Source organism: Priestia sp. FSL W8-0524, assembly GCF_038005965.1.
Taxonomy (GTDB): Bacteria; Bacillota; Bacilli; order Bacillales; family Bacillaceae_H; genus Priestia; species Priestia zanthoxyli.
On the sequence record NZ_JBBOUG010000001.1, the window covers coordinates 4729827 to 4750625 of the forward strand.

The window sequence follows — 20799 nt, forward strand, 5'->3', positions numbered from 1 at the left end:
TACCGAGGTATACTGCCTTTTGATTAAATATGAGAACGTAAATACGCATCAATAAACGGATCTAGATCTCCATCCATTACACTTTGCGTGTTTCCGACTTCGGTATTTGTGCGGTGATCTTTTACTAACGAATACGGATGGAATACGTAAGAACGAATTTGACTTCCCCATCCAATATCTTTTTGTTCTCCGCGGATTTCAGCTAGCTGTTCTTGCTGCTTCTCAATTTCTAACTGATACAACTTAGATTTTAACATCTTCATTGCTTGCTCACGGTTTTTAATTTGTGAACGTTCCGTCTGACAAGATACGACTACATTAGTTGGGAGGTGAGTAATACGAACAGCTGAATCTGTTGTATTGATATGCTGACCTCCGGCACCGCTTGCACGGTACGTATCAACCTTCAAATCTTCCGTACGAATATCAATTGAAATTTCATCGTTAAATTCCGGCATTATGTCGCACGATACGAATGACGTATGGCGACGGCCTGATGAATCAAACGGAGAAATACGAACGAGACGATGAACGCCTTTTTCAGCTTTTAAATACCCGTACGCATTATGGCCTTTAATTAAAAGCGTTACACTTTTAATACCAGCTTCATCCCCAGGTAAGTAATCAAGTGTTTCTACTTTGAAACCTTTTTTCTCCGCCCAGCGCGTATACATACGTAGTAACATTGAACCCCAATCCTGTGATTCTGTTCCACCAGCACCTGGGTGCAATTCTAAAATGGCGTTATTTTTATCATACGGCTCGCTTAAAAGCAGCTGTAATTCAAAGTCGTTCATGCCTGAAATAAGCTCTTTTAGTTCACTAACTAGTTCTTCTGCTAAATCTTCATCGTATTCTTCTTTTACAAGTTCATGAGATATCTGTAAATTTTCGTATGTTTCATCTAAGTGGTTAAATTGATTTACTGCATCTTTTAAACCATTGGCTTCATTAATAACAGTCTGAGCTGCCTGCTGGTCATTCCAAAAATTTGGATCAGCCATAGTCTCATCTAATTCATCGATACGAGCTTGTTTTGTATCGAGGTCAAAGAGACCCCCTAAAGTCCGCTAATCGCTTAGCTGTTTTGTCAAGTTCTTGCTTAATTTCTACTAAATCCATGAGTTAAACACCTCTATTTTATTTTTGACGCACAGGAAGGAAATGAGAAGACTCATTTCCTTCCTGTACTAGTTCATTCTATACTAATTGACTCTTATTTTATGATTCTTTACCGCAGCAGTTTTTATACTTTTTGCCACTTCCACAGATACAAGGATCATTTCGGCCAACTTCTATCGCATTTACTTTTGGCTTCTTCTTAGCCGGCGCGTCTCCTTCTTTTGGATGAACAGCCGCCTGACCTTGCGCTACTTCTTGACGCTCAAGGTTGTTGTTAATTTCTGCTTTCATGATATACTTCGTCACTTCTTCTTCAATGGTTGCAATCATATTTTCAAACATCGCAAAACCTTCCATTTGGTATTCGCGAAGAGGATCTGTTTGACCGTACGCACGAAGGTGGATACCCTGGCGAAGCTGATCCATCGTATCGATATGATCCATCCATTTAGAATCAACTGCTCTAAGAACAACTACTTTTTCGAATTCACGCATTTGTTCTTCAGGGAGCTGCTCTTCTTTTTCATTATAACGAGCTTTTGCATGATCTACCAGCAGTTCTACCATTTCTTCAGGCTCTTTACGGCGAAGATCTTCTTCTGTGACTTCGCCTTCCTCAAGAACATTAGCATTTACGTAATCAATAATCGCTTGTAAATTCCATTCTTCTTCTAATTCTTCACGCGGTGTATTTACCTCAACCACACGCTGTAGCGTTGATTCAATCATACGTTCTACAATCGCACGTAAGTTGTCTGAATCAAGCACTTCAAAGCGTTGTTTGTAAATAACTTCACGCTGCTGACGAAGAACATCATCATATTGAAGCAATTGTTTACGCGCATCAAAGTTATTACCTTCAACGCGTTTTTGAGCGGATTCAACAGCTCTTGTTACAATTTTACTTTGAATTGGCTGTGAATCATCCATACCAAGACGATCCATCATCGCCATCATATTATCAGAACCAAATCGGCGCATTAATTCATCTTCCATGGATAGATAGAATTGAGACACCCCTGGGTCCCCTTGACGTCCAGCACGTCCGCGGAGCTGATTATCAATACGGCGTGATTCATGACGCTCTGTACCAATTACAGCAAGACCTCCAGCTTCAACGACACCTTCACCTAGTTTAATATCCGTACCACGACCGGCCATATTCGTTGCGATTGTTACCGCACCTTTGTGACCCGCATTCTCGATAATATCCGCTTCACGCTCATGCTGTTTTGCATTTAAAACGTGATGGCGAATGCCTTTTTTCTTTAATAATGCTGATAAAACTTCAGATGTTTCAATCGCAACTGTACCAACAAGAACAGGCTGTCCTTTTGCGTGGCGCTCGGCAATATCTTCCACTACCGCATTAAACTTGCCTTCCATTGACTTGTAAATTAAATCCGCTTTATCATCACGTGAAATTGGCTTGTTTGTCGGAATAACGACAACGTGCATGTTGTAGATATTACGGAATTCTTCTTCTTCCGTTTTAGCTGTACCCGTCATACCTGATAATTTTTCATACATACGGAAGTAGTTTTGGAATGTAATTGTAGCTAACGTCATGCTTTCATTTTGAATCTCAACGTTCTCTTTAGCTTCGATAGCTTGATGCAAGCCGTCACTAAAACGTCTTCCTTTCATCAAACGACCAGTAAATTGGTCAACGATTACGACTTGATCTTCATCAATTACATAATCCACATCGTTTTGCATCGTTACATGTGCTTTAAGCGCTTGGTTGATGTGATGGTTTAGCGCTACGTGTGAAATATCAAATAAGTTTTCAATGCCAAATGCGCGCTCGGCTTTTGACATACCTTCTTCGGTTAGCTGAACGCTTTTTGTTTTGATATCAAAAGTAAAATCGGTTTCTTTATCAAGCGTGCGAACGAATGCATTAGCTTGAATATAAAGCGCAGTCGATTTCTGTGCGCTGCCGGATATAATAAGCGGCGTACGTGCTTCATCAATTAAGATAGAGTCAACTTCATCGATTACAGCAAAATGAAGCGGACGTTGAACCATTTGTTCTTTATAAAGCACCATGTTATCACGTAAATAGTCAAATCCTAGTTCATTATTTGTACTATACGTAATATCCGCTGCATATGCTTCTTGTTTTTCTTCACGCGTTAAATGGTTTAAGTTTAACCCTACTTTCAAGCCTAGGAATTCATATAAACGACCCATTTCACTAGCATCACGGCTCGCTAAGTATTCATTGACTGTTACTACATGTACACCTTTGCCTGTAATGGCGTTTAAGTATACAGGCATAGTAGCTGTCAACGTTTTACCTTCACCCGTTTTCATTTCCGAGATATTCCCTTCATGCAGAGAAATACCCCCCATTAGCTGAACTTTGTACGGATACATGCCTAACACACGTTTCGCTGCTTCACGTACAACCGCAAAAGCTTCATCTAATAGGTTATCGAGCGATTCACCATTTTGGTAGCGTTGTTGAAATTCAGCTGTTTTTTCACGAAGCTGATCGTCCGTTAAAGACGCTATTTCAGGACCTAACGCATCAATTTGGTCCGCCATTTTTTCTAAACGGCCGATTTGGCGCTGATTGCCGTCAAACACTTTTTTAAATAATCCAAGCATATTAAAACGCTCCTCTATTTATAATCAGTACATTTTATACTATTTTCATTCATATCTGTATCTTTCATTATAAAACATTCTGAGTAAAATTGTAACATTGCAGCTAAACAAGTAGCAACTTGTACCCTTTTTCGTCTGTCTCTTTACTAGTACTACTCTATTAAGGAGTTATTTTCTATTGTGATTTTCCCTGCCTCACTCTTACAATAAAAAAGGGGAATGTAGAATGAACGTTCAAACGATTACGAAAGAACAAGCTTGGGAAGTCCGACATATCGTCATGTGGCCTCATAAAGATTTCAGTTATGTTCAGCTGAAAGAGGATCCATCAGGCATGCACTATGGACTGTTTTCAGAAGGAGAGTTAAAATCAGTTGTTTCCTTATTTATAACAGGTGATGAAGCTCAATTCCGGAAATTTGCTACGCTCAAAGAAGAACAAGGAAAAGGGTACGGCAGTCATTTGCTAAAAGAGGTTTTGTTCAAACTCAAGAATCTTGGGATACGAAGGGTCTGGTGTAACGCACGAGAAAATAAAGTATCTTTTTATCAGGCATTCAAAATGAAAGAAACCACGCGTGTATTCACCAAATCTTCTACACGCTATGTAGTTATGGAACTATTTTTTTAAACAGCTAAAAAAGCAGCGTGCGGAAGCACGCTGCTTTTATTTTGCTGCTCTTATTTAAGAAAGACTGTAACCTTTAGTTTGGTTCAATCAATCCATATCGGCCATCTTTTCTTCGGTACACAACGTTTGTAATGTTTGTCTCAGCATTTGTAAATACAAAGAAACTATGTCCTAACATATTCATTTGTAAAATAGCCTCTTCGCTATCCATTGGTTTTAAATTAAATCGTTTTGTACGAACTAGCTCTAATTCATCCTCTTCAGTTGCAACAGCTACGTTCGCTTCACTTTCTAATGCTGCAAATAGATACTTCTCAGCACCTTTTTCACGCATTTTTCGATTCACTTTTGTTTTATGTTTACGAATTTGACGCTCTAATTTATCTAGGACAAGATCGACAGCTGCGTATAAATCACTGTGGGTCTCTTCAGCTCTCAATACGAGATCATTCATTGGGATTGTGACTTCTATTTTTTGATCGTTATTGTAGACTTTTAAGTTTACATTTACGTCAGCAGTTGGTGTCTCGTCGAAATAACGCTCTAACTTACCAAGCTTTTTCTCTACGTATTCCCTAATTGCTGGAGTCACCTCAATGTTTTCACCGCGAATGTTATACATCATGTTCGAACTCCTCCTTTAATCCATTGCTATACCTCTACAATTCTACAATACCCGACACAATCCCTTCCTAAACTATTAAAATTTTTAGAAAATTTAGTGAAAATTTTTGGAACCTGAGAAAAGTTTATGAAAAAACCAAAAAAATAGACCTTCTTCATAAGAAGAAGGGTTGTATTTTTTACGCAAAATTAATTTTTTTTATCGTAAAACATCCCATCAAACGATTTCATTTCATAAGGGTTTACATAGCTGTTATTATGCTTTTTTTTCACTTTTAGCAAACGGAGATCTTCCATGATTCGATGCCGGATGAAGATCAGATTTTGATCAATCGTCTTATTCATTTCGACAATTTTCTTACCCATCCATTCATGATCTCTACTTTTTGGCGGCAGCTTCTCCATGAGGTCACGTCTTTTTAATAGAAGATACTCTAATTTCTGAATGTCCTCTTCTCGATTTTTGTCAGAAAATATTTGAGTAAGTCGGTAAATCTCGTCAGTTATCTGATACAGTTCGTTTATCATATTTATGCTTGGCCGCCGCTTCCATGGACTTGCTGGCGATGAAGCTGCACAACTTGCTTCCACGTATCGCGGAACTCTGTTACATATTGTTCGGCTTCATCCAAGCTCTCTATGTCATTTTTTGTGTTCGCTTCAATTAAACACTGGTTGATATAGTCATACATAGTCATCATAGACTTAGCAACTTGCACGTTTGTATCAAGGGTAATCATTAATTCTTGAATAATATTTTGTGCTTTTAACAAATTCGTATTTTTTAGCTCAATATTTTTTTCCTGTATGCCTGTTCGTGCAAGTTTGATAAATTTCAAACACCCGTTATACAGCATAAGCGTTAACTCTCCTGGAGAGGCAGTCTGAACAGCTCCCTGCTGATACGCTTGATATGGATTATTTGCTGCCATAAACGTTCACTCCTTCTTAACTAAAATATTGCGATAACTGCGCGCTTTGAGCATTTGCATTTTGAATGGCTTTCTCCATTGCTGTAAACTGACGATAATACCGGTCCTCTACTTGTGTGAGCCTGCTTTCAAAACTAGTAATTTGGCTGTTTACGCTTTTTAAATTCCGCCCAAGCAAAAATTGTTCACTTGTCCATGTTGAACGGCCAGCGCGCTGCTCAACTTTGGATACGGTTTGAGTAATCGTATCTCGTAAACGTCGTACAATCCCTTTTTCACTTGTTGTACTTCCACTTTTCATAAATAAATCCATAACAGACTGCGGGTCTTTTTCAATTGCTTCTTTTAATTTAGTCCCGTCACCTTCAATCACTAGCTTGCCTCGATCACTATAGTTTGCGCTAGTTGAAATACCGATGTCCGTTAGCTGTGAAAATGCTCCGCTCACTCCTGATACAGAGGCATACCAGTTAGAACGCATTTGATTCAGCCCGCTTGATAAAATTGTGTCTCCTTTTAACAAACCGCTTTTTGCTTTATCATCCCACTGCTCAGCTTGTTTGTCCGTTAGCTTTTCTCTTTCTTGATCCGTCAAAGGCTGATAGTTTCGGTCTCTTTCTTCGGTAATCTTTCCATTAATTTTCTCAATCAGCTCATTATATTTAGTCACAAAATCTTTGATTGTATCAAATACTTTTTGCGTATCATTGCTTACGTTAACGCGCACATCTCCTGTGAAATTATTTTGAAGGGTATAGGTAACGCCTCCCGTTGTAAATGTATTAGACTTACGAGTTGTTTCTAGACCGTTTAGCGTAAATTTTGCGTCTGTTCCGCCGGTTTCTTTTTGAGTATTTAATTTCAAGAAATTGGTTAAAAACTCTCCTGAGAACACCATTTTTTGACCGCCTGCACTACCGGTTTTTGACAAATCTCCTGTGTCTTTGCGAGTAAAGACAACTTTATCTGTTCCTTCATCGTAAAAGGCTGAAATACCTACTTTTGAATTACTAAGTTGGGTCAAAACAGTATTTAATGACGCTGAACCATCAAATTCAAATGACATACTGCCGCCTTCGTTATCTCCTGTTGCTTTTCCATTGCTATCATACGTTGTAATAGAAAACTGGAGGACATTTTGCTTATACGTAAATCCTTGAACAGTACTACCGTTTGCTAACGTGGAACCGAATGTCATTTCGCCCGTATTCATATTAACGAATACATCATTCTCTCCTATTAAAGTAGGATCACCTGTAGTTTTTATATTAAATTCTTGAGAAGATTCTCCATTATTCACTTGAATAGAGGAAGGCAGGCTTCCCTCAAAAATGGCTCCTTTGGATAACTTGGCAGTCTTTGTATCAGCACTTATTGTAATGTCAGGTTGCTTGACCTCTTTTCCACTCCACGCACTGCCAAGCAAGGTTTTTTGTTCCCATAAACTTTTAGTAGGGTCAATAGTGCCTTCTGAAATTTTCCCACTACTGATATTTTGCGCAGCAGTCGCCATTGTCACGTTTGAAAGGGTATAAGACGCATTTCCTGCTGAGGAAGTAGCTGCTGCTTTTACTTTTGTTTCATCTGCTGAAGATACCGTTTTGGACGAATAAGAAGACTGCAAGGTCATATTAAAAGCAAGATTATTAAAGTCTGATAACAGCAAATTCATAGAGCGATAATCGTCGCGCTGCCACTCTAACGTTTGCTTTTGTTTTTTCATCTTATCAATAGGCATTCGTTCAGCCTTCATTAAATCACTGACGATTTGATCAATATCCATCCCACTTGCTAATCCACTTACTCTTACCACTTACCATCACCACCGTTTTTTTATTCATCTATCCATCAACTGCTAGCCATAAAATATAAGTATATTTTTTCGAATCTCCCTATTCGTTCATAGGTTCACCACTTCTCTATTTTGTATCGGTAAAACGAACATTTTTTTCATAGGTCAAAGGGTGCAAGATAGAAAAAGCTCACTTATTTTTTTACAATAAGTGAGCTTTTTATTATTGGCCAAACAAGTTCAGTTTTTGGGATAAATTCCTTTGAATATCCTTAGGAATAAGGTATGGTGCTAGATTTATAATATCTCGTAACGAATCAATGGTTACAGAGGCAGATAAATTTATATATTCATCCGTTGTATCTGCTTGCTCAAACGAAATGGAATCTGGCAAATTATTGAGCAGAGTAATTTCATTCATTTCTTTATCGACCGTGACATCAGAAGACTCGTTAATATTTAAGCGATCCCATACAAGAGACCTCGGAATCGGCATTCTTCCTAAATGCACACTATTCACCTTCAAAACAAGCTTTCCATTCTCGGCATTTGGTGTTACATCAACTACAAACTGTGATTCCATAAAAGATACTACATGTTTATTAATATAAAATTTTATATGTTCCGGAAGCAACTCCGCTTCTGCTCCCTCAACCGTTTCATCATTTTCATAAAGGTAGCTGCGCAAATAATCGTTAACATCGCTCTCGCTCAATCGGTAGCCTAAAATAGGGGAGCCTCCGTTCAGTTCTAGCGACGTCGCACGAGCGGACTTTTCTTGTGCTAGTGAAGATAATGAAGCAGTCTGATCAAGCTTTTCAACATTTCTAACTGGACTAACGAAAAAATACAACCCAAATAAAAGGATAATAAATAGAAAAATAACAGCTATAAATTTTCTCAAACACACGCACCCTTTCAAACATTCTTCTTGGAACATAATACTGATTTATCTTTTATCATACAAGATAAATAAGATGTATGTCGAAAACTTGTATAAAATGTACGTATATACTCGACATCCCAAATGGCGAATAAGTCTATAGTGAATAAAACGAGTCTTTTTCGACTTAAAATGCGTCGATTTTAGTAACTTAAAGTCGATTTTTATAGGAATTTGATAATTGGCACACTTCTTGCTTATTATAAAGGTAAGGGGAGGAATTTCTATTTATATTTTCAGAATTTACTTTATTTTCTAATAGTCTTTCGATAATTTTAAAGGAGTGAATACGATGGGAAACAAAACAGAATCACACGGAAAGTTAAAGCAACGTCACGTTTCCATGATTTCCATTGCAGGTATTATCGGGGCCGGCTTGTTTGTAGGAAGCGGATCCGTTATTAACGCAACAGGCCCAGCAGCAGTAGTTTCATATGCAGCAGCCGGACTGTTAGTCGTTCTATTAATGCGTATGCTCGGTGAAATGGCTATGGTAAATCCAGATAAAGGTTCATTCGCGACATATGCTCAGCAAGGAATTGGCCCGTGGGCAGGTTATGCTGTTGGATGGCTTTACTGGTTTTTCTGGCTAATTGTAATTGCAATCGAAGCCACTGCAGGAGGAGCAATTGTTCATGAATGGCTCCCTTCCGTACCAATTTGGCTTTTAAGCTTAATCTTAACCTTTGCATTAACCTTAACAAACTTATTCTCTGTCAAATCATTTGGAGAATTTGAATATTGGTTTGCAATGATTAAAATTGTGGCAATCGTTGCTTTTATGGGAATCGGTTTAGCTATTATTTTCGGATTAATCCCAGGTACATCTTCACCTGGTTTAGCTAATTTAACGGGGCACGGAGGCTTTATGCCAAAAGGTACGAACTCTATCTTTTTAGGAGTTATTACCGTTATTTTCTCTTATTTTGGAGCTGAAATTGCGGCTATTGCAGCTAGTGAATCAGAAAATCCAGCAAAAGCTATTACAACTGCTATTCGCAGTGTCGTATGGCGAATTTTAATTTTCTATATTGGTTCAGTTGCTATTTTAGTAACTCTTTTACCTTGGAACTCAGCTGATTTACTAAAAAGTCCGTACGTCACAATGTTAGAAATGGTCAACATTCCAGCAGCTGCACAAATTATGAATTTAGTCGTATTAGTATCCGTTTTGTCTTGCTTAAACTCTGCTTTATATACGAACTCGCGAATGATTTTATCATTAGCTCAAAAAGGACAAGCTCCTCGTGCTTTAGCAAAGGTAAGCAAATCAGGCGTGCCGGCAAGAGCCGTATGGATTAGCACAGCTGCCGCATATGTATGTGCTATCTTTAGCTTCGTTTCGCCGGATAAACTCTTTTTATTCTTAGTTAACGCATCAGGAGCCATTGCTCTTATTGTGTACTTAGCTATCGCTATTTCGCATTTACGCCTGCGTAAGAAAATGATTCAAACCAACCAGCCAATTAAAGGAATGAAAATGTGGTTGTTCCCGTATTTAACATACGTAACAATTGCTGTTATTACCGTGATCTTCTTATCAATGGCATTTATTGATTCGATGCGCTCACAGTTTTTCTTAACTCTTGGATTAACCGCTGTTGTTCTTCTTTCATACTCGTTCATCAAAAAAACAAATAACAAGCGACCTGACGATCAATTTTCCGAGTCAGAAAATATTGCAAAATAAAAAAAGCCGCATCTGCGGCTTTTTTTATTTTGTTTTTGATTATTTCTCAACCGATATGTCACGATGAAGGTTTCGAAGCGGCTGAGGAGGGCAAATACGTCGCGTTGCGTAAGAAACAATAAAAATAGTTAACAACCCGCCTACCATCGCAAATGTACGAAATGGAAACATGACCACCCCGTCTTCTATCATCGGATACGGAAGCAGCGCTTTTAAATGAAGCAGCGGTTCCCCTCCACCGATTCGAAGAACAAGAGACACAATGAATCCAGCCAAAGATCCGTACCAGTTTGCTCCTTTAAAGAACAAAGCGCAAACCAATTGTGGAAAAAGAATACAATACACTAGGTCCCCTGATAAATACCATAAGGAGTAGACACTCTCAGAGTTTAAAGCAATTAAAGTTGCTCCAGTTCCAATGATAATGATAGAACGTTTGATAACTTTATCTAACTGCGCCTGTGTCGCATTTGGTTTTACAATCGGACGATACACGTTCCAAGCTGCCATTCCCGAAGCTGAAAGTAACGAAGCCGCTACTGCAGCCATGACGGCAGCAGCTAGTCCTCCAAGCGCAATCGCTCCTACTAAATCAGGCGTTAGATATTTAAATACGTATGTTAAAATCATAGACGCGCTCTCAGGGCTTGACGCTCCAAATGAAGACCAGTCCGCACTGTAACCAATCATTCCTATTAAAGTTGGAGGCAAGGCCGCTAGAGCGCAAAAAATGCCGGCTGTAATAGATAGCCACATTGCTGCTTTTTCATTTTTAGCAGATAACACGCGCTGAAAATAAATCTGCCATGGAATACCACCAAAAATAAGTAAAAATGTGCTATCCCACCATTGCCAATATGTATTTCCCCATTTTGGATCTTCCCAGCCTTTTAATGGAGGAAATAAATGAAGAGAACCAGTCATACCTTCTGAATAAGTAGAAAAAACGGCTCCCACCCCTCCCGTATTCGAAAATGCAAAAGGAAGCACCAGAAATAATCCTAAAAACATAATAGAAAGCTGTAAGATATCGGTATGTGCTACTGCCCACAAGCCGCCAATCACGGTGTATGCAATGGCAATAAGTGCGGAAAGAATGATGGAAATTGAAAAACTGAGGCCTAAAATCACACCGAATGTTGTTCCTAAAGCAGTTAAGATAGCTGCGCTCCAAAACAGCTCTCCTAATATAGCTGGAAAATAAAGAACCGTAGCCATTTTCTTACCGAAACGAGATTCTAGAGGATCGAGCATTGTCATAAACTCAAACCTTCTCATCTTTCTAGCAAAAAAGATACCGCCTAAAATTAAGCTGATTGAATAACACCATGGCGCTTGCGTCCAAGTCAGTCCTGAGGAATAAACAGTTTCGGCCGTTCCAGCAATATACCCTCCACCTACCCAAGTAGCGGTCATTGTGAACATTGAAATCCATAGCGGCATAGATCTTCCCGCAACAAGCATATCATCTGATTTTCCTTTTTTACTTGCAGCAGCTCGAGCACCAATAAAGTAAATAACACCATACATAATGAACATTAAAATGAGGCCTGGCCAATAGAGATCTGGATTATAGAGAGAATAGATAAATGCGACAACCATAAAGATGAAAAATCCTATAATAGTTGTCCATAAGGGGGTTAGTAGACGGTTGTTTCTGTTTGATTTCCCTGAAAAGTCAGAAGTCTCATTCGACTTTTCAGGCCTGGCTTGTTGTGTGTCTGAACGAAATGGCTTTTTAGCATTTTGCATCGTCTCACATCCTTTAAATTGATAAAGAAATCTAAAGACATGACTGTCCTCTATTCCTTTTTCCTACCAGCATACAATTAAACCTAAAAATAGATTTTTTTAGAATAAACTATAAATAGTTGGATTATAAATACCAATACGAAGGGGAGAAATTACGTTTATATAATTATATTAAAATAATTTAAATTGACTTATTTTATTATTCAGCTAAAAATTCATAATTATTTTCATCTTCTCTCTAAACTCCTTTCTTAATTTCCACATTCAAAATCCTTTGTTTCTCAAGGTTTGTATGCAAGCAGATATCGTACTATGGTTAATATATCTGAATGTTTAGGATATTGTCAAAAAAGTTTAAGGGTTTTCATATAAAAAAAGAATAATATTCTCATAGCTCATACATAAAAAAACCTTTTGTATCAAGGGACATAGCAATCAGTATTTTTTAATTACTTTTTGTTAAATTTTTTCTTAATATCCGAATAATCAGCTCTTAATAGAGAAGAAAATCAATTTAAATTCAGAACATTTAAAGTTTTTGGATTTGACTAAATTAAATGGCCGATGCTATAATTCAAATCGTTAAGAACGTTAAATATAAATTTAACAAATTCTATTATTTGGAGGTCGATGCTATTGGAACAAACACTTATGCTTGAGAAAATGCACATAAACGGCCAATGGGTTGAAGCACGCAGCGGCGAGAAAAGAGAAATTGTAAACCCCTTTAATCAAGAGGTTATCGCTGTCGTTACAGAAGGAAATCGTGCTGATGCCATAGAAGCCATTGAATCAGCTAGAAAAGCTTTTGATGCAGGTGAATGGTCTAAATTTACAGCGGCCGAAAGAGGTTCTTTGTTATTTAAAGTAGCGGAAGAAATTCGCAGTGATCGCGAGGAACTAGCAAAGCTTGAAACCTTAAATACCGGAAAAACCCTCGTTGAAAGCCTAGCAGACATGGATGGAATTGCTGATGTCTTTCAATACCATGCTGGATTAGCAGATAAAGATGGCGGACAGATGATTGAGTCACCTAATCCCGATTCTGTTAGCCGCGTTGTCCGTGAGCCTGTAGGCGTGTGCAGCCAAATTACTCCTTGGAATTACCCGTTATTGCAAGCCTCTTGGAAATTGGCTCCCGCACTTGCTGCTGGGAACACAATTGTTATTAAACCAAGCGAAATCACCCCTTTAACAACTATTCATATGATGAAAATTTTTGAAAGAGTTGGCTTTCCAGCAGGCGTCATTAACATTGTGCTCGGTCCAGGTGCGACCGTTGGACAAGAAATGGCAGAGAGTCACTTAGTAGATTTAGTTTCCTTTACAGGTGGCGGAGTATCTGGACGTAAAGTCATGCAGGCTGCCGCAGGCAACTTTAAAAAAATTGCTCTTGAACTCGGAGGGAAAAATCCGAATATCGTCTTTGCTGACGCTGACTTTGACACTGCGGTTGACTATGCATTAAATGCGGTCTTCTTTCATGCTGGTCAAGTTTGTTCAGCTGGTGCGAGATTACTCGTTCAAGATGATATTCACGATAAATTTGTTTCAGCAGTTATTGAACAAGCCAAAAAAATTAAGCTAGGGGACGGCATGGACGAAGCCACTCAAATGGGACCCGTTATCTCAAAAGAACATCTAGCTAAAGTGGAACATTATATTGAGCTAGGGAAACAAGAAGGTGCTTCTCTTGTTTTAGGAGGCAAGCGTCCAACTCAGGATTCTTTACAAAAAGGATTATTTATCGAACCAACTATTTTTACAAACTGTCATGGAGACATGAAAGTTGTCCAAGAAGAGTCATTTGGTCCGATTATGACAATTGAGCGCTTCAGTACTGAAGAAGAAGCAGTCGCACTTGCTAACGATACGATCTATGGATTAGCTGGAGCTGTTTGGACAAGTGATATGAACCGAGCTGAACGTGTAGTGAAAGCACTCCGTATGGGAACAACTTGGATTAACGATTATCATCCCTACTTCCCGCAGGCTCCTTGGGGAGGTTATAAGCAATCTGGGATTGGAAGAGAGCTTAGCCATATCGGTCTAGAAGAGTATACGGAAATTAAACATATTTATACCAATACAAATCCACAGCCAATGCGCTGGTTTCAATAAAAATTAAGGGGGAATTTAAAGATGTTTATGCGATTTGAAAGAATGGAACGTTTAAAAAGTTTTGAGATGCCAACGGTTGTAAAACATGGAATTGGTGCTGTAAAACATACTGGAGAGGAAGTAAAAAACCTAGGTGTGTCTAAAGTTTTATTAGTAACAGATCCTGGTGTAAAAAAAGTAGGTTTAGCAGATCCCGTAATCGCTAGTTTAAAAGAAGCGGACGTAGACGTTATTCTATTTGACCAAGTAGAAGCCAACCCTTCTATTCACGTAGTAGCAGACGGCACAAAAATGTACAAGGAAAATGGATGCAACGGACTAGTAGCTGTTGGAGGCGGAAGTTCAATGGATACGGCAAAAGCTATTGGTGTAGAAGTAGCTCATAATGCTCCCGTCTTAGATTATGAAGCAGCTGAAGGAAAAAAACCTTTAACAAAACGTATCCCTCCTTTAACAACAATCCCTACAACTGCGGGTACAGGAAGCGAAGTCACACAATGGGCCGTCATTACGGATCCTGTTCGTGAGTTTAAGTTTAATACAGGTGGACCTTTAATTGCTGCTCACTTAACAATTATTGATCCAGAACTGCACGTATCTATGCCTTCACATATTACGGCCGGTACAGGAATTGACGCATTAGCTCATGCAATTGAGTGTTATACATGCCACTTTGCGCAACCAATGACAGACTCTGTTGCTTTATTGGCTATTGAGTACGTTGGAAAATACTTACGACGTGCAGTTGCAAATGGACAGGATATCGAAGCACGCTATGGAATGGCGCATGCAGCTATGCTTGCTGGCCTTTCATATGGAAGTGAATCTGCAGGAGCAGCTCACGCGATGGCTCAAACATTAGGAGGCATTTATCCAATTGCCCATGGCCCTTGCGTAGCAGCAATGCTAGGTCCTGTAATGGAGTATAACTGGATGGGTGAGCCTGAGAAATTTGCGCGCATAGCTCAAGCTCTAGGGGTTAATACACATGAACTAACACTTGAAGAAGCAGCTCAAGCAGCTGTTCGTGAAGTATATCAATTAGTTAAAGATGTACAAATCCCTTCTTTAGAAGAACAAGGTGTTCCAAAAGAAGCGGTTTCTCGCTTAGCGCAAGAAGCATTTAATGATCCTCAAACAGTTGGGAATCCTCGTGATTTAACTGTAAAAAGTTACGAATGGATTTATAACCGCTGTTTTGAAGCTACACCATTAACCGTATAAAAATGATAAAAGGCTGTTGATTTTTCAACAGCCTTTTTTATGTTACTCTTTCGCTAATTCTTCATTTAAAATATCGATGATTCTTCGGTCGTCAAAAACTTTCACTACTTTTTTCAAGAAATGATAATAATGTTTGGACTCTATAATCTGCGCTAAATTACGCTTTGCTTTTACTGCGATCTCCTCAGGTACATCTTCATCATTTAAAAGAATCTGCAGCTTGTTTTCCGCTTCTTCGATTGCCTCTAAATTAACTGAAATTTCTCTTTGCCACTTCTTACAGAAAAAGGAAAAAAAGGACTTAGAAAAATCTTTTTCTGCTTCATATAAGTCTTTTCGAACACCTTTTTTCCACACTTTGTGGACCATGTCAATATTTTGAAGCGAACGAATAGATGTACTCATCGTTGGTTTACTCATACCCAATTCTTCACTCATTTGATCTAATGTAACAGGTTCATCCATAAAATAAAGCATGCCATACAGCCTTCCTACTGAAGGTGTAACACCATATAAATCCATCGTATCAGCTAAAGCACTGACAACCACATCTTCGGCTTCTTTTAATAAATCATGATACTCTTGAACATCACTCATTTACTCTTCTCCTCTTTTGTTAAATTTATTTGAATTATACTTAATAAATTTAATGATACACGATAAAAAGGAAAAAAACAGAAATTCAGTTCAATTTTTTGATAAAAAAGAAGCCTTCTCTTAAAGAGAAAGGCTTAAGACATAGTGGGGAATACTATATGTTTATCTTTCCCGATTTAGATATTATTTATACGGTATATTTTTAATTATTTTCAACCTGATTGTTTTATTTCTTTTTCGGTAATTGTTTCAGCATATCAATAGCATGTAATGTAATTTGAGAAGCACTTTTATTTTCGTTACGTATTTCTTCATAAATCTCTTGTCTATGAATATCTACAGACTTTGGAGCTTGAATTCCTAACTTTACTTGATCACCATTAACTGCAAGGACGGTCACTTCAATTTCATCACCTATTTTGATTGTTTCATGTAACTTTCGTGTTAAAACAAGCATGGACTCACTCCTTATCTATTCCTGTTACTCAAATAACCTGTGCTTCGTTTCGTAAGCTGTATTCATTAAAATCACTTGCTTAGCAAGCTGTTGCTTTGTATTAATAATAACAGGAGCCTGCAAATTAGCCGTTATCTTTTCCACAGAATCTGACATCGTAAGCAATACGTAAACAGCTGCATCTTCCGCTTGTTGTAATTGAAGCTTTTCGATTTCCTGAGGTTCTAGTTGAAAATCATAATCTAAAAAAAACTGAAATGGATCCGTGATAATAAAAGCTAATTCTTTGGTTTGAGTAGACTGCAGAACTTGGAAAGCTTCGGCTTCCGGAAGTGGTAAAATAACAAATTCAGTTTCTTCCAAAAATCCTGGAATCCCTTGATTAAATGTCAGTGTTTGCTGATTATCTATTTCTATATCTCCATGATAGCTTGTGGAAATTTTCATCTCATCACACCTTTGCTAATTAATTTTTTCTTGTTATCTTTTTTCATTATAAAAAAGCTCCTTCTGTTCAGAAGGAGCTTTTTAACGCAAGAAATCTAGCAGCGTAGGCTGAATAATTTGAGCCCCTACTCCTAAGGCAGCACGATGCAAGCTTTCTTGTACGGTTAGATCCGTAATAACCTTTTCAATTTCTGCATCTTCATTGTCTGAAAGCATCTTAGTAGCCGTAATTTCTTGTGAATCAAGACGATTTCCAACCAGCTCGAGTCGATTGCTCCTTGCTCCCAATTCAGATCTCTCTGCTAATAACGTAGATATCTGAGTATCTAACTGGGTCGAGAGGTCCTTTAGCGAGCTTACATCATCTTGTTCAAAGGCGGTTTGGAGATTGTTCATTAAGTCAAATGAATCTTGTCCAAAGATGTTTTCAGAATGAATATTGACTCTCAGCTGGATACCTTTTGATACCTCAACTGAAAAAGGATCTAGGTTAATAGTTGACTTGATTGTACCACTTGCGTCCTCACTAACAGGTGGCGCTCCTACATTTACACCGTTAAAAATGTAGTTCCCTGCCACTTGCGTATTACCTACTTGCATATAATCCATCTTTAACTGTTCAATTTCACGTGCAATTGCTTGTCGATCATCGCTTCCATACGTCCCGTTTAATCCTTGTACAACCAGTTCTTTCGTACGCTGAAGAATAGAGTTCACCTGTTCCAGTCCCGATTCTGAATTATCAAACCAAGACTGGGCTTCTGTTAAATTACGTTTATACTGATTTACTTCTGAAAGATTCGAACGATAAGCCATTCCTTTCGTAGCTACTACTGGGTCATCCGAAGGACGGGTGATTTTCTTTCCCGTTGATAATTGATTTTGAAGTGTTTCTAATTTATTGTAGCTATTGCTAATTTGTTTTAACGAATTAGCCCCTAACATTCCTTGTGTGACACGCATCTTTTCCCCCTACCTTCCTCCAGTTCCAAGACCGTTTACAATTTTATCAAGCATTTCATCAATCATCGTCACCATGCGGGCACTTGCGTTATACGCATGCTGAAACTGAATCATATTCGTCATCTCTTCATCTAATGAAACTGCACTTGTAGACTGGCGCCTTTGCTCTACAGCTCCCTGAAGAGTTTCTGAATTACTTTTTAAACGATTCGCTTGTTGGGCATCTACTGCCATTTGTCCAATAACAGATTGATAAAATCCATCTAGTGAAACATCTCGGTTCCCGGAATGAATAAGCACGTCTTGACGAAATTGAGACAATGCCTGAGCATTTTTCCCATCCCCTTTGCGGCCAGTTTCATCATCACTAAGAGCAGACGAAGAAGCGGCAGCAACATTGTTTGTGTTTTGTTTAATGATATCAGCAATCACGATTCCAGTTGCAGCTCCTTCTTTCTGAGAAATCTCATTAAAAAAGGAAATACCCGTATCACCATCTAGCGTGACACCTTTTTGGTGCTCATCATTAAACCAGTTTACGAATTCATATGCCATTTCATCTAAACCATCAATCATTGAAGCGTAAACACCTGCTTTATTACCATTATTATCTACGTATCCAGAAGCCTCAATTAACCCTTTAAGTTTTCCTTGAGGAAATGACTCAGGGTTCCGTATCTCATTCCCTATGTGAATTTCGGTTACATAGGAATCTTGATTTGTTGTCAAGCTGATAGCATTTACTTGATGCGTTTTCCCATCTAAAAGAGTAATAGGCCCTTGAGACGTTTGAAGCTGAACAGTTACTACTCCTTCTGACGGCGCAGAAGCGTTCCCGCTGCTTTTTGTATACTCTAAAGAAACCGGCATAAATTTAGAAATCTCATCTAGCAGCCGATCTCTTTCATCATACAAATCATTAGGTAAATAGCCATTTGGTTCTACGTTTTGTATTTGTTGGTTCACATTATTTATTTGCTCTAGCAACGAATTTACTTGTGTTACGGCTACGTCACGCTCGTTTTGTAAATCACCTTGAATCGTTTTTAAAGAAGTAGATAAATAAGAGAAAGTATCGCCTACTGCTTCAGCTCGTTCAATCATAACAGACCTGGCTCCTGCTTCTGAAGGGTGTGAAGCTACATCTTGAATGGACTCAAAGAATTGATTAAAAACAGCTGAAAGTCCATCTTCAGTAGGTTCATTCATAATTTCCTCCATTTTTTCAAGAGCACCAGCGCGTGCATCCCAATACCCCACTTTAATGGTTTCATCTCGATACTGGGTATCTAAAAATGTATCACGTATTCGCTCTACCGTGCTGGCTTCTACTCCCATTCCTATTTGACCCGCAGTCCCAGTCTGATTCATCCCTGGGGCCGGATAAGCTGGGAACGTTTCTAAACTTACTCGCTGACGCGTATAGCCCGGCGTATTTGCATTAGATACGTTATGGCCAATCGTGTAAAGAGCCGCTTGTTGGGCATCCATTCCTCGTTTAGCCACCTGCAAACCATGAAATGTTGAACTCATTCTGCTTTCCTCCGTTCTTTATGCCTTCGAATTAAAAATAGAGTTGGACTGAAACGATCTATTATTTGTTTTTGTGTAATTGAACGAATCCTCTCGCTTCGATGGAACAAGAAGGTCTAGTTCGGTATGAATCAGCTGTAAAGACTGTGTGAGTAGCTGATTGTTTAAGTCATTTGCATACTTTATATCTTGAATGATATCTATTAGCTGTTTTTGAAAGGGTATCAAGATGGAGTATTCAGAGAATGAGCCTGCTATTTCTTCAATGGAGCGAGCAGTATGTCCGCTTTTTTCCATTGCTTCTATACGTTTTGTTTCCAGTGCAGAAATAGCAGCTATATGAGATTGCTCTTTTTGTAAAGAAGCCGTCAATGCTTTTACATCTTGTTCAATAATAAAACCCGTCTTCTCTTTCACAATAACAGACAAACTTTTGTGAAGTGTTATTTGTTTTTCTAGTATCGTTTGAATTTCTTGCACGTTCAAGAAGTGTCAGTCCTTTTATTTTTTATAGAAATCTACAATACTTTTAGCAATTTCTTTTCCGTTAATTTCGTATGTTCCGCTGTTAATTTGCTGTTTGAGCTTCTCCAATTTTTCAAGTCTTTCTGGAGATGGTTCATTTCCCTGAAGTTTCTTCGCCTCAGATGAAATATGAATCTGATCTTGTGGATTTTTTTTAGAGACCTGTTCTGTTTTTTCTGATTGTTTTTTGTACGGATTTATTCCAAATAAGTTCGATGGGTTAATCTTCATCTCTCTCACCTCTTTTTATATTTGTATCCGTTATCTCTATTCATTATATCGGAATTTCAACCTAAACCTTTAGCGTTAGCAAGGAAGTTGAGACCATTTTCACATTCCATCTTAAACATAGGTCTATAGATAGAGAATGGGCAAAGTTTCAGTCTCAGCATCGTTTTATTTTTTTTTCTTGTCGTGAGAACGATAGGTTGCACGCGTCGTCTCTTCATTTGAGCGAAGCTGCTCACGATTATGCTTTTCCAACCCTTGTTTAATTTCTTGAGAGCATGAATGACAAAGTTTCCCTTCCCGAATCTGAGCGTTGCATTGTATGCATGGATAGCTTATATTTGGAAAGTTATTTAGCACTAAGCGACCTTGTCGAATAAACTGATGAATTAATGACTCTGAAACACCCGTTTCGTTCACTACTTCTTCTGTGCTTGCCGTGCGATTTGCTCTTTTTTTTAAGAAAGAAGAAACACGTTGAAAAAGGATTTCCTCTTTTTCAAAACATGACTTACATATGTTCATTGACCCACTCTTTACAAATAATTGACCGCATTCACTGCAATTATCTAACATTTCCATATTCCAAGCTCCTCATTTGT

20 protein-coding genes are annotated in these 20799 nt (G+C 38.4%); 4 read left to right on the forward strand and 16 right to left on the reverse strand.

What is annotated here, in order from left to right; all coding sequences use genetic code 11:
• Nucleotides 1-23 precede the first annotated feature (23 nt).
• Nucleotides 24-1122, reverse strand: a protein-coding gene (gene prfB / locus NST66_RS24780; protein ID WP_114896991.1) for a peptide chain release factor 2 whose coding sequence is annotated in 2 segments (ribosomal slippage) — nucleotides 24-1058 and nucleotides 1060-1122 — 1098 coding nt in all. Because the reading frame shifts where the segments join, the coding sequence is not laid out codon by codon here.
• 99 nt (nucleotides 1123-1221) lie between these two features.
• Complete coding sequence (gene secA / locus NST66_RS24785) at nucleotides 1222-3738, reverse strand: preprotein translocase subunit SecA (RefSeq protein WP_013059748.1); 2517 nt, start codon at nucleotides 3736-3738, stop codon at nucleotides 1222-1224.
• A 226-nt stretch (nucleotides 3739-3964) separates the two neighbouring features.
• Between secA and NST66_RS24790 the strand changes: the two genes are divergently transcribed.
• On the forward strand, nucleotides 3965-4369 hold the full coding sequence (locus NST66_RS24790) for a GNAT family N-acetyltransferase (RefSeq protein WP_328173976.1): 405 nt from the start codon (nucleotides 3965-3967) through the stop codon (nucleotides 4367-4369).
• A 73-nt stretch (nucleotides 4370-4442) separates the two neighbouring features.
• On the opposite strand, the gene hpf is transcribed toward NST66_RS24790, so the two are convergent.
• The 5 genes from hpf to NST66_RS24815 form a co-directional block, all read right to left on the reverse strand.
• The gene (gene hpf, locus NST66_RS24795) at nucleotides 4443-4994 is read right to left on the reverse strand and encodes a ribosome hibernation-promoting factor, HPF/YfiA family (RefSeq protein WP_013059750.1); all 552 of its coding nucleotides are present in this window, start codon (nucleotides 4992-4994) and stop codon (nucleotides 4443-4445) included.
• 188 nt (nucleotides 4995-5182) lie between these two features.
• Entirely contained in the window at nucleotides 5183-5521 is a 339-nt protein-coding gene (locus NST66_RS24800; RefSeq protein ID WP_028412024.1) for a hypothetical protein, read from the reverse strand.
• 2 nt (nucleotides 5522-5523) lie between these two features.
• Nucleotides 5524-5925 carry a flagellar export chaperone FliS gene (gene fliS / locus NST66_RS24805; protein WP_028412023.1) on the reverse strand — a complete coding sequence of 134 codons (402 nt, stop codon included), beginning with the start codon at nucleotides 5923-5925 and terminating at the stop codon, nucleotides 5524-5526.
• 16 nt (nucleotides 5926-5941) lie between these two features.
• Entirely contained in the window at nucleotides 5942-7738 is a 1797-nt protein-coding gene (locus NST66_RS24810) for a flagellar hook-associated protein 2 (RefSeq protein ID WP_340843722.1), read from the reverse strand.
• 202 nt (nucleotides 7739-7940) lie between these two features.
• Nucleotides 7941-8621 carry a hypothetical protein gene (locus NST66_RS24815; RefSeq protein ID WP_028412021.1) on the reverse strand — a complete coding sequence of 227 codons (681 nt, stop codon included), beginning with the start codon at nucleotides 8619-8621 and terminating at the stop codon, nucleotides 7941-7943.
• Between the two features lie 331 nt (nucleotides 8622-8952).
• Between NST66_RS24815 and NST66_RS24820 the strand changes: the two genes are divergently transcribed.
• Entirely contained in the window at nucleotides 8953-10350 is a 1398-nt protein-coding gene (locus tag NST66_RS24820; protein ID WP_340843723.1) for an amino acid permease, read from the forward strand.
• Between the two features lie 39 nt (nucleotides 10351-10389).
• On the opposite strand, the gene NST66_RS24825 is transcribed toward NST66_RS24820, so the two are convergent.
• Nucleotides 10390-12102 carry a sodium:solute symporter family protein gene (locus tag NST66_RS24825; RefSeq protein WP_028412019.1) on the reverse strand — a complete coding sequence of 571 codons (1713 nt, stop codon included), beginning with the start codon at nucleotides 12100-12102 and terminating at the stop codon, nucleotides 10390-10392.
• Between the two features lie 630 nt (nucleotides 12103-12732).
• On the opposite strand from NST66_RS24825, the gene betB reads away from it, so the two are divergent.
• The gene (betB, locus tag NST66_RS24830) at nucleotides 12733-14223 is read left to right on the forward strand and encodes a betaine-aldehyde dehydrogenase (RefSeq protein ID WP_340843724.1); all 1491 of its coding nucleotides are present in this window, start codon (nucleotides 12733-12735) and stop codon (nucleotides 14221-14223) included.
• Between the two features lie 21 nt (nucleotides 14224-14244).
• Nucleotides 14245-15447 (forward strand): iron-containing alcohol dehydrogenase, encoded by a 1203-nt coding sequence (locus tag NST66_RS24835; RefSeq protein WP_016765895.1) that lies wholly within the window; start codon nucleotides 14245-14247, stop codon nucleotides 15445-15447.
• Nucleotides 15448-15489: 42 nt separating this feature from the next.
• Here the strand turns inward: NST66_RS24835 and cudC are convergent, their stop codons facing one another.
• From cudC to NST66_RS24875, 8 genes are all read right to left on the reverse strand, one after another.
• Entirely contained in the window at nucleotides 15490-16044 is a 555-nt protein-coding gene (gene cudC / locus NST66_RS24840; protein WP_028409671.1) for a choline uptake/conversion transcriptional regulator CudC, read from the reverse strand.
• A gap of 226 nt (nucleotides 16045-16270) precedes the next feature.
• Nucleotides 16271-16501 (reverse strand): carbon storage regulator CsrA, encoded by a 231-nt coding sequence (gene csrA / locus NST66_RS24845; RefSeq protein ID WP_029714345.1) that lies wholly within the window; start codon nucleotides 16499-16501, stop codon nucleotides 16271-16273.
• A gap of 24 nt (nucleotides 16502-16525) precedes the next feature.
• Entirely contained in the window at nucleotides 16526-16948 is a 423-nt protein-coding gene (fliW, locus tag NST66_RS24850) for a flagellar assembly protein FliW (RefSeq protein ID WP_028412016.1), read from the reverse strand.
• Between the two features lie 81 nt (nucleotides 16949-17029).
• Nucleotides 17030-17911, reverse strand: coding sequence for a flagellar hook-associated protein FlgL (flgL, locus tag NST66_RS24855; protein ID WP_340843725.1), 882 nt, complete (start codon nucleotides 17909-17911; stop codon nucleotides 17030-17032).
• Between the two features lie 9 nt (nucleotides 17912-17920).
• Nucleotides 17921-19444, reverse strand: coding sequence for a flagellar hook-associated protein FlgK (gene flgK / locus NST66_RS24860; protein WP_340843726.1), 1524 nt, complete (start codon nucleotides 19442-19444; stop codon nucleotides 17921-17923).
• Nucleotides 19445-19462: 18 nt separating this feature from the next.
• The gene (locus NST66_RS24865) at nucleotides 19463-19924 is read right to left on the reverse strand and encodes a flagellar protein FlgN (RefSeq protein WP_340843781.1); all 462 of its coding nucleotides are present in this window, start codon (nucleotides 19922-19924) and stop codon (nucleotides 19463-19465) included.
• Nucleotides 19925-19945: 21 nt separating this feature from the next.
• Nucleotides 19946-20200 (reverse strand): flagellar biosynthesis anti-sigma factor FlgM, encoded by a 255-nt coding sequence (gene flgM, locus NST66_RS24870; protein ID WP_014457790.1) that lies wholly within the window; start codon nucleotides 20198-20200, stop codon nucleotides 19946-19948.
• A gap of 165 nt (nucleotides 20201-20365) precedes the next feature.
• A complete protein-coding gene (locus tag NST66_RS24875) occupies nucleotides 20366-20779 on the reverse strand; it encodes a TIGR03826 family flagellar region protein (protein ID WP_249887147.1) in 414 nt (137 codons plus the stop codon).
• Between the last annotated feature and the right edge of the window lie 20 nt (nucleotides 20780-20799).

Coding starts and splice junctions, on each gene's coding strand:
- NST66_RS24835 (WP_016765895.1), top strand. CDS start 14,245: ATGTTTATGCGATTTGAAAGAATGGAACGTTTAAAAAGTTTTGAGATG.
- cudC (WP_028409671.1), bottom strand. CDS start 16,044: ATGAGTGATGTTCAAGAGTATCATGATTTATTAAAAGAAGCCGAAGAT.
- flgL (WP_340843725.1), bottom strand. CDS start 17,911: ATGCGTGTCACACAAGGAATGTTAGGGGCTAATTCGTTAAAACAAATT.
- NST66_RS24800 (WP_028412024.1), bottom strand. CDS start 5,521: ATGATAAACGAACTGTATCAGATAACTGACGAGATTTACCGACTTACT.
- flgK (WP_340843726.1), bottom strand. CDS start 19,444: ATGAGTTCAACATTTCATGGTTTGCAGGTGGCTAAACGAGGAATGGAT.
- fliW (WP_028412016.1), bottom strand. CDS start 16,948: ATGAAAATTTCCACAAGCTATCATGGAGATATAGAAATAGATAATCAG.
- NST66_RS24790 (WP_328173976.1), top strand. CDS start 3,965: ATGAACGTTCAAACGATTACGAAAGAACAAGCTTGGGAAGTCCGACAT.
- flgM (WP_014457790.1), bottom strand. CDS start 20,200: ATGAAGATTAACCCATCGAACTTATTTGGAATAAATCCGTACAAAAAA.
- NST66_RS24875 (WP_249887147.1), bottom strand. CDS start 20,779: ATGGAAATGTTAGATAATTGCAGTGAATGCGGTCAATTATTTGTAAAG.
- NST66_RS24820 (WP_340843723.1), top strand. CDS start 8,953: ATGGGAAACAAAACAGAATCACACGGAAAGTTAAAGCAACGTCACGTT.
- fliS (WP_028412023.1), bottom strand. CDS start 5,925: ATGGCAGCAAATAATCCATATCAAGCGTATCAGCAGGGAGCTGTTCAG.
- secA (WP_013059748.1), bottom strand. CDS start 3,738: ATGCTTGGATTATTTAAAAAAGTGTTTGACGGCAATCAGCGCCAAATC.
- hpf (WP_013059750.1), bottom strand. CDS start 4,994: ATGATGTATAACATTCGCGGTGAAAACATTGAGGTGACTCCAGCAATT.
- NST66_RS24825 (WP_028412019.1), bottom strand. CDS start 12,102: ATGCAAAATGCTAAAAAGCCATTTCGTTCAGACACACAACAAGCCAGG.
- betB (WP_340843724.1), top strand. CDS start 12,733: ATGCTATTGGAACAAACACTTATGCTTGAGAAAATGCACATAAACGGC.
- csrA (WP_029714345.1), bottom strand. CDS start 16,501: ATGCTTGTTTTAACACGAAAGTTACATGAAACAATCAAAATAGGTGAT.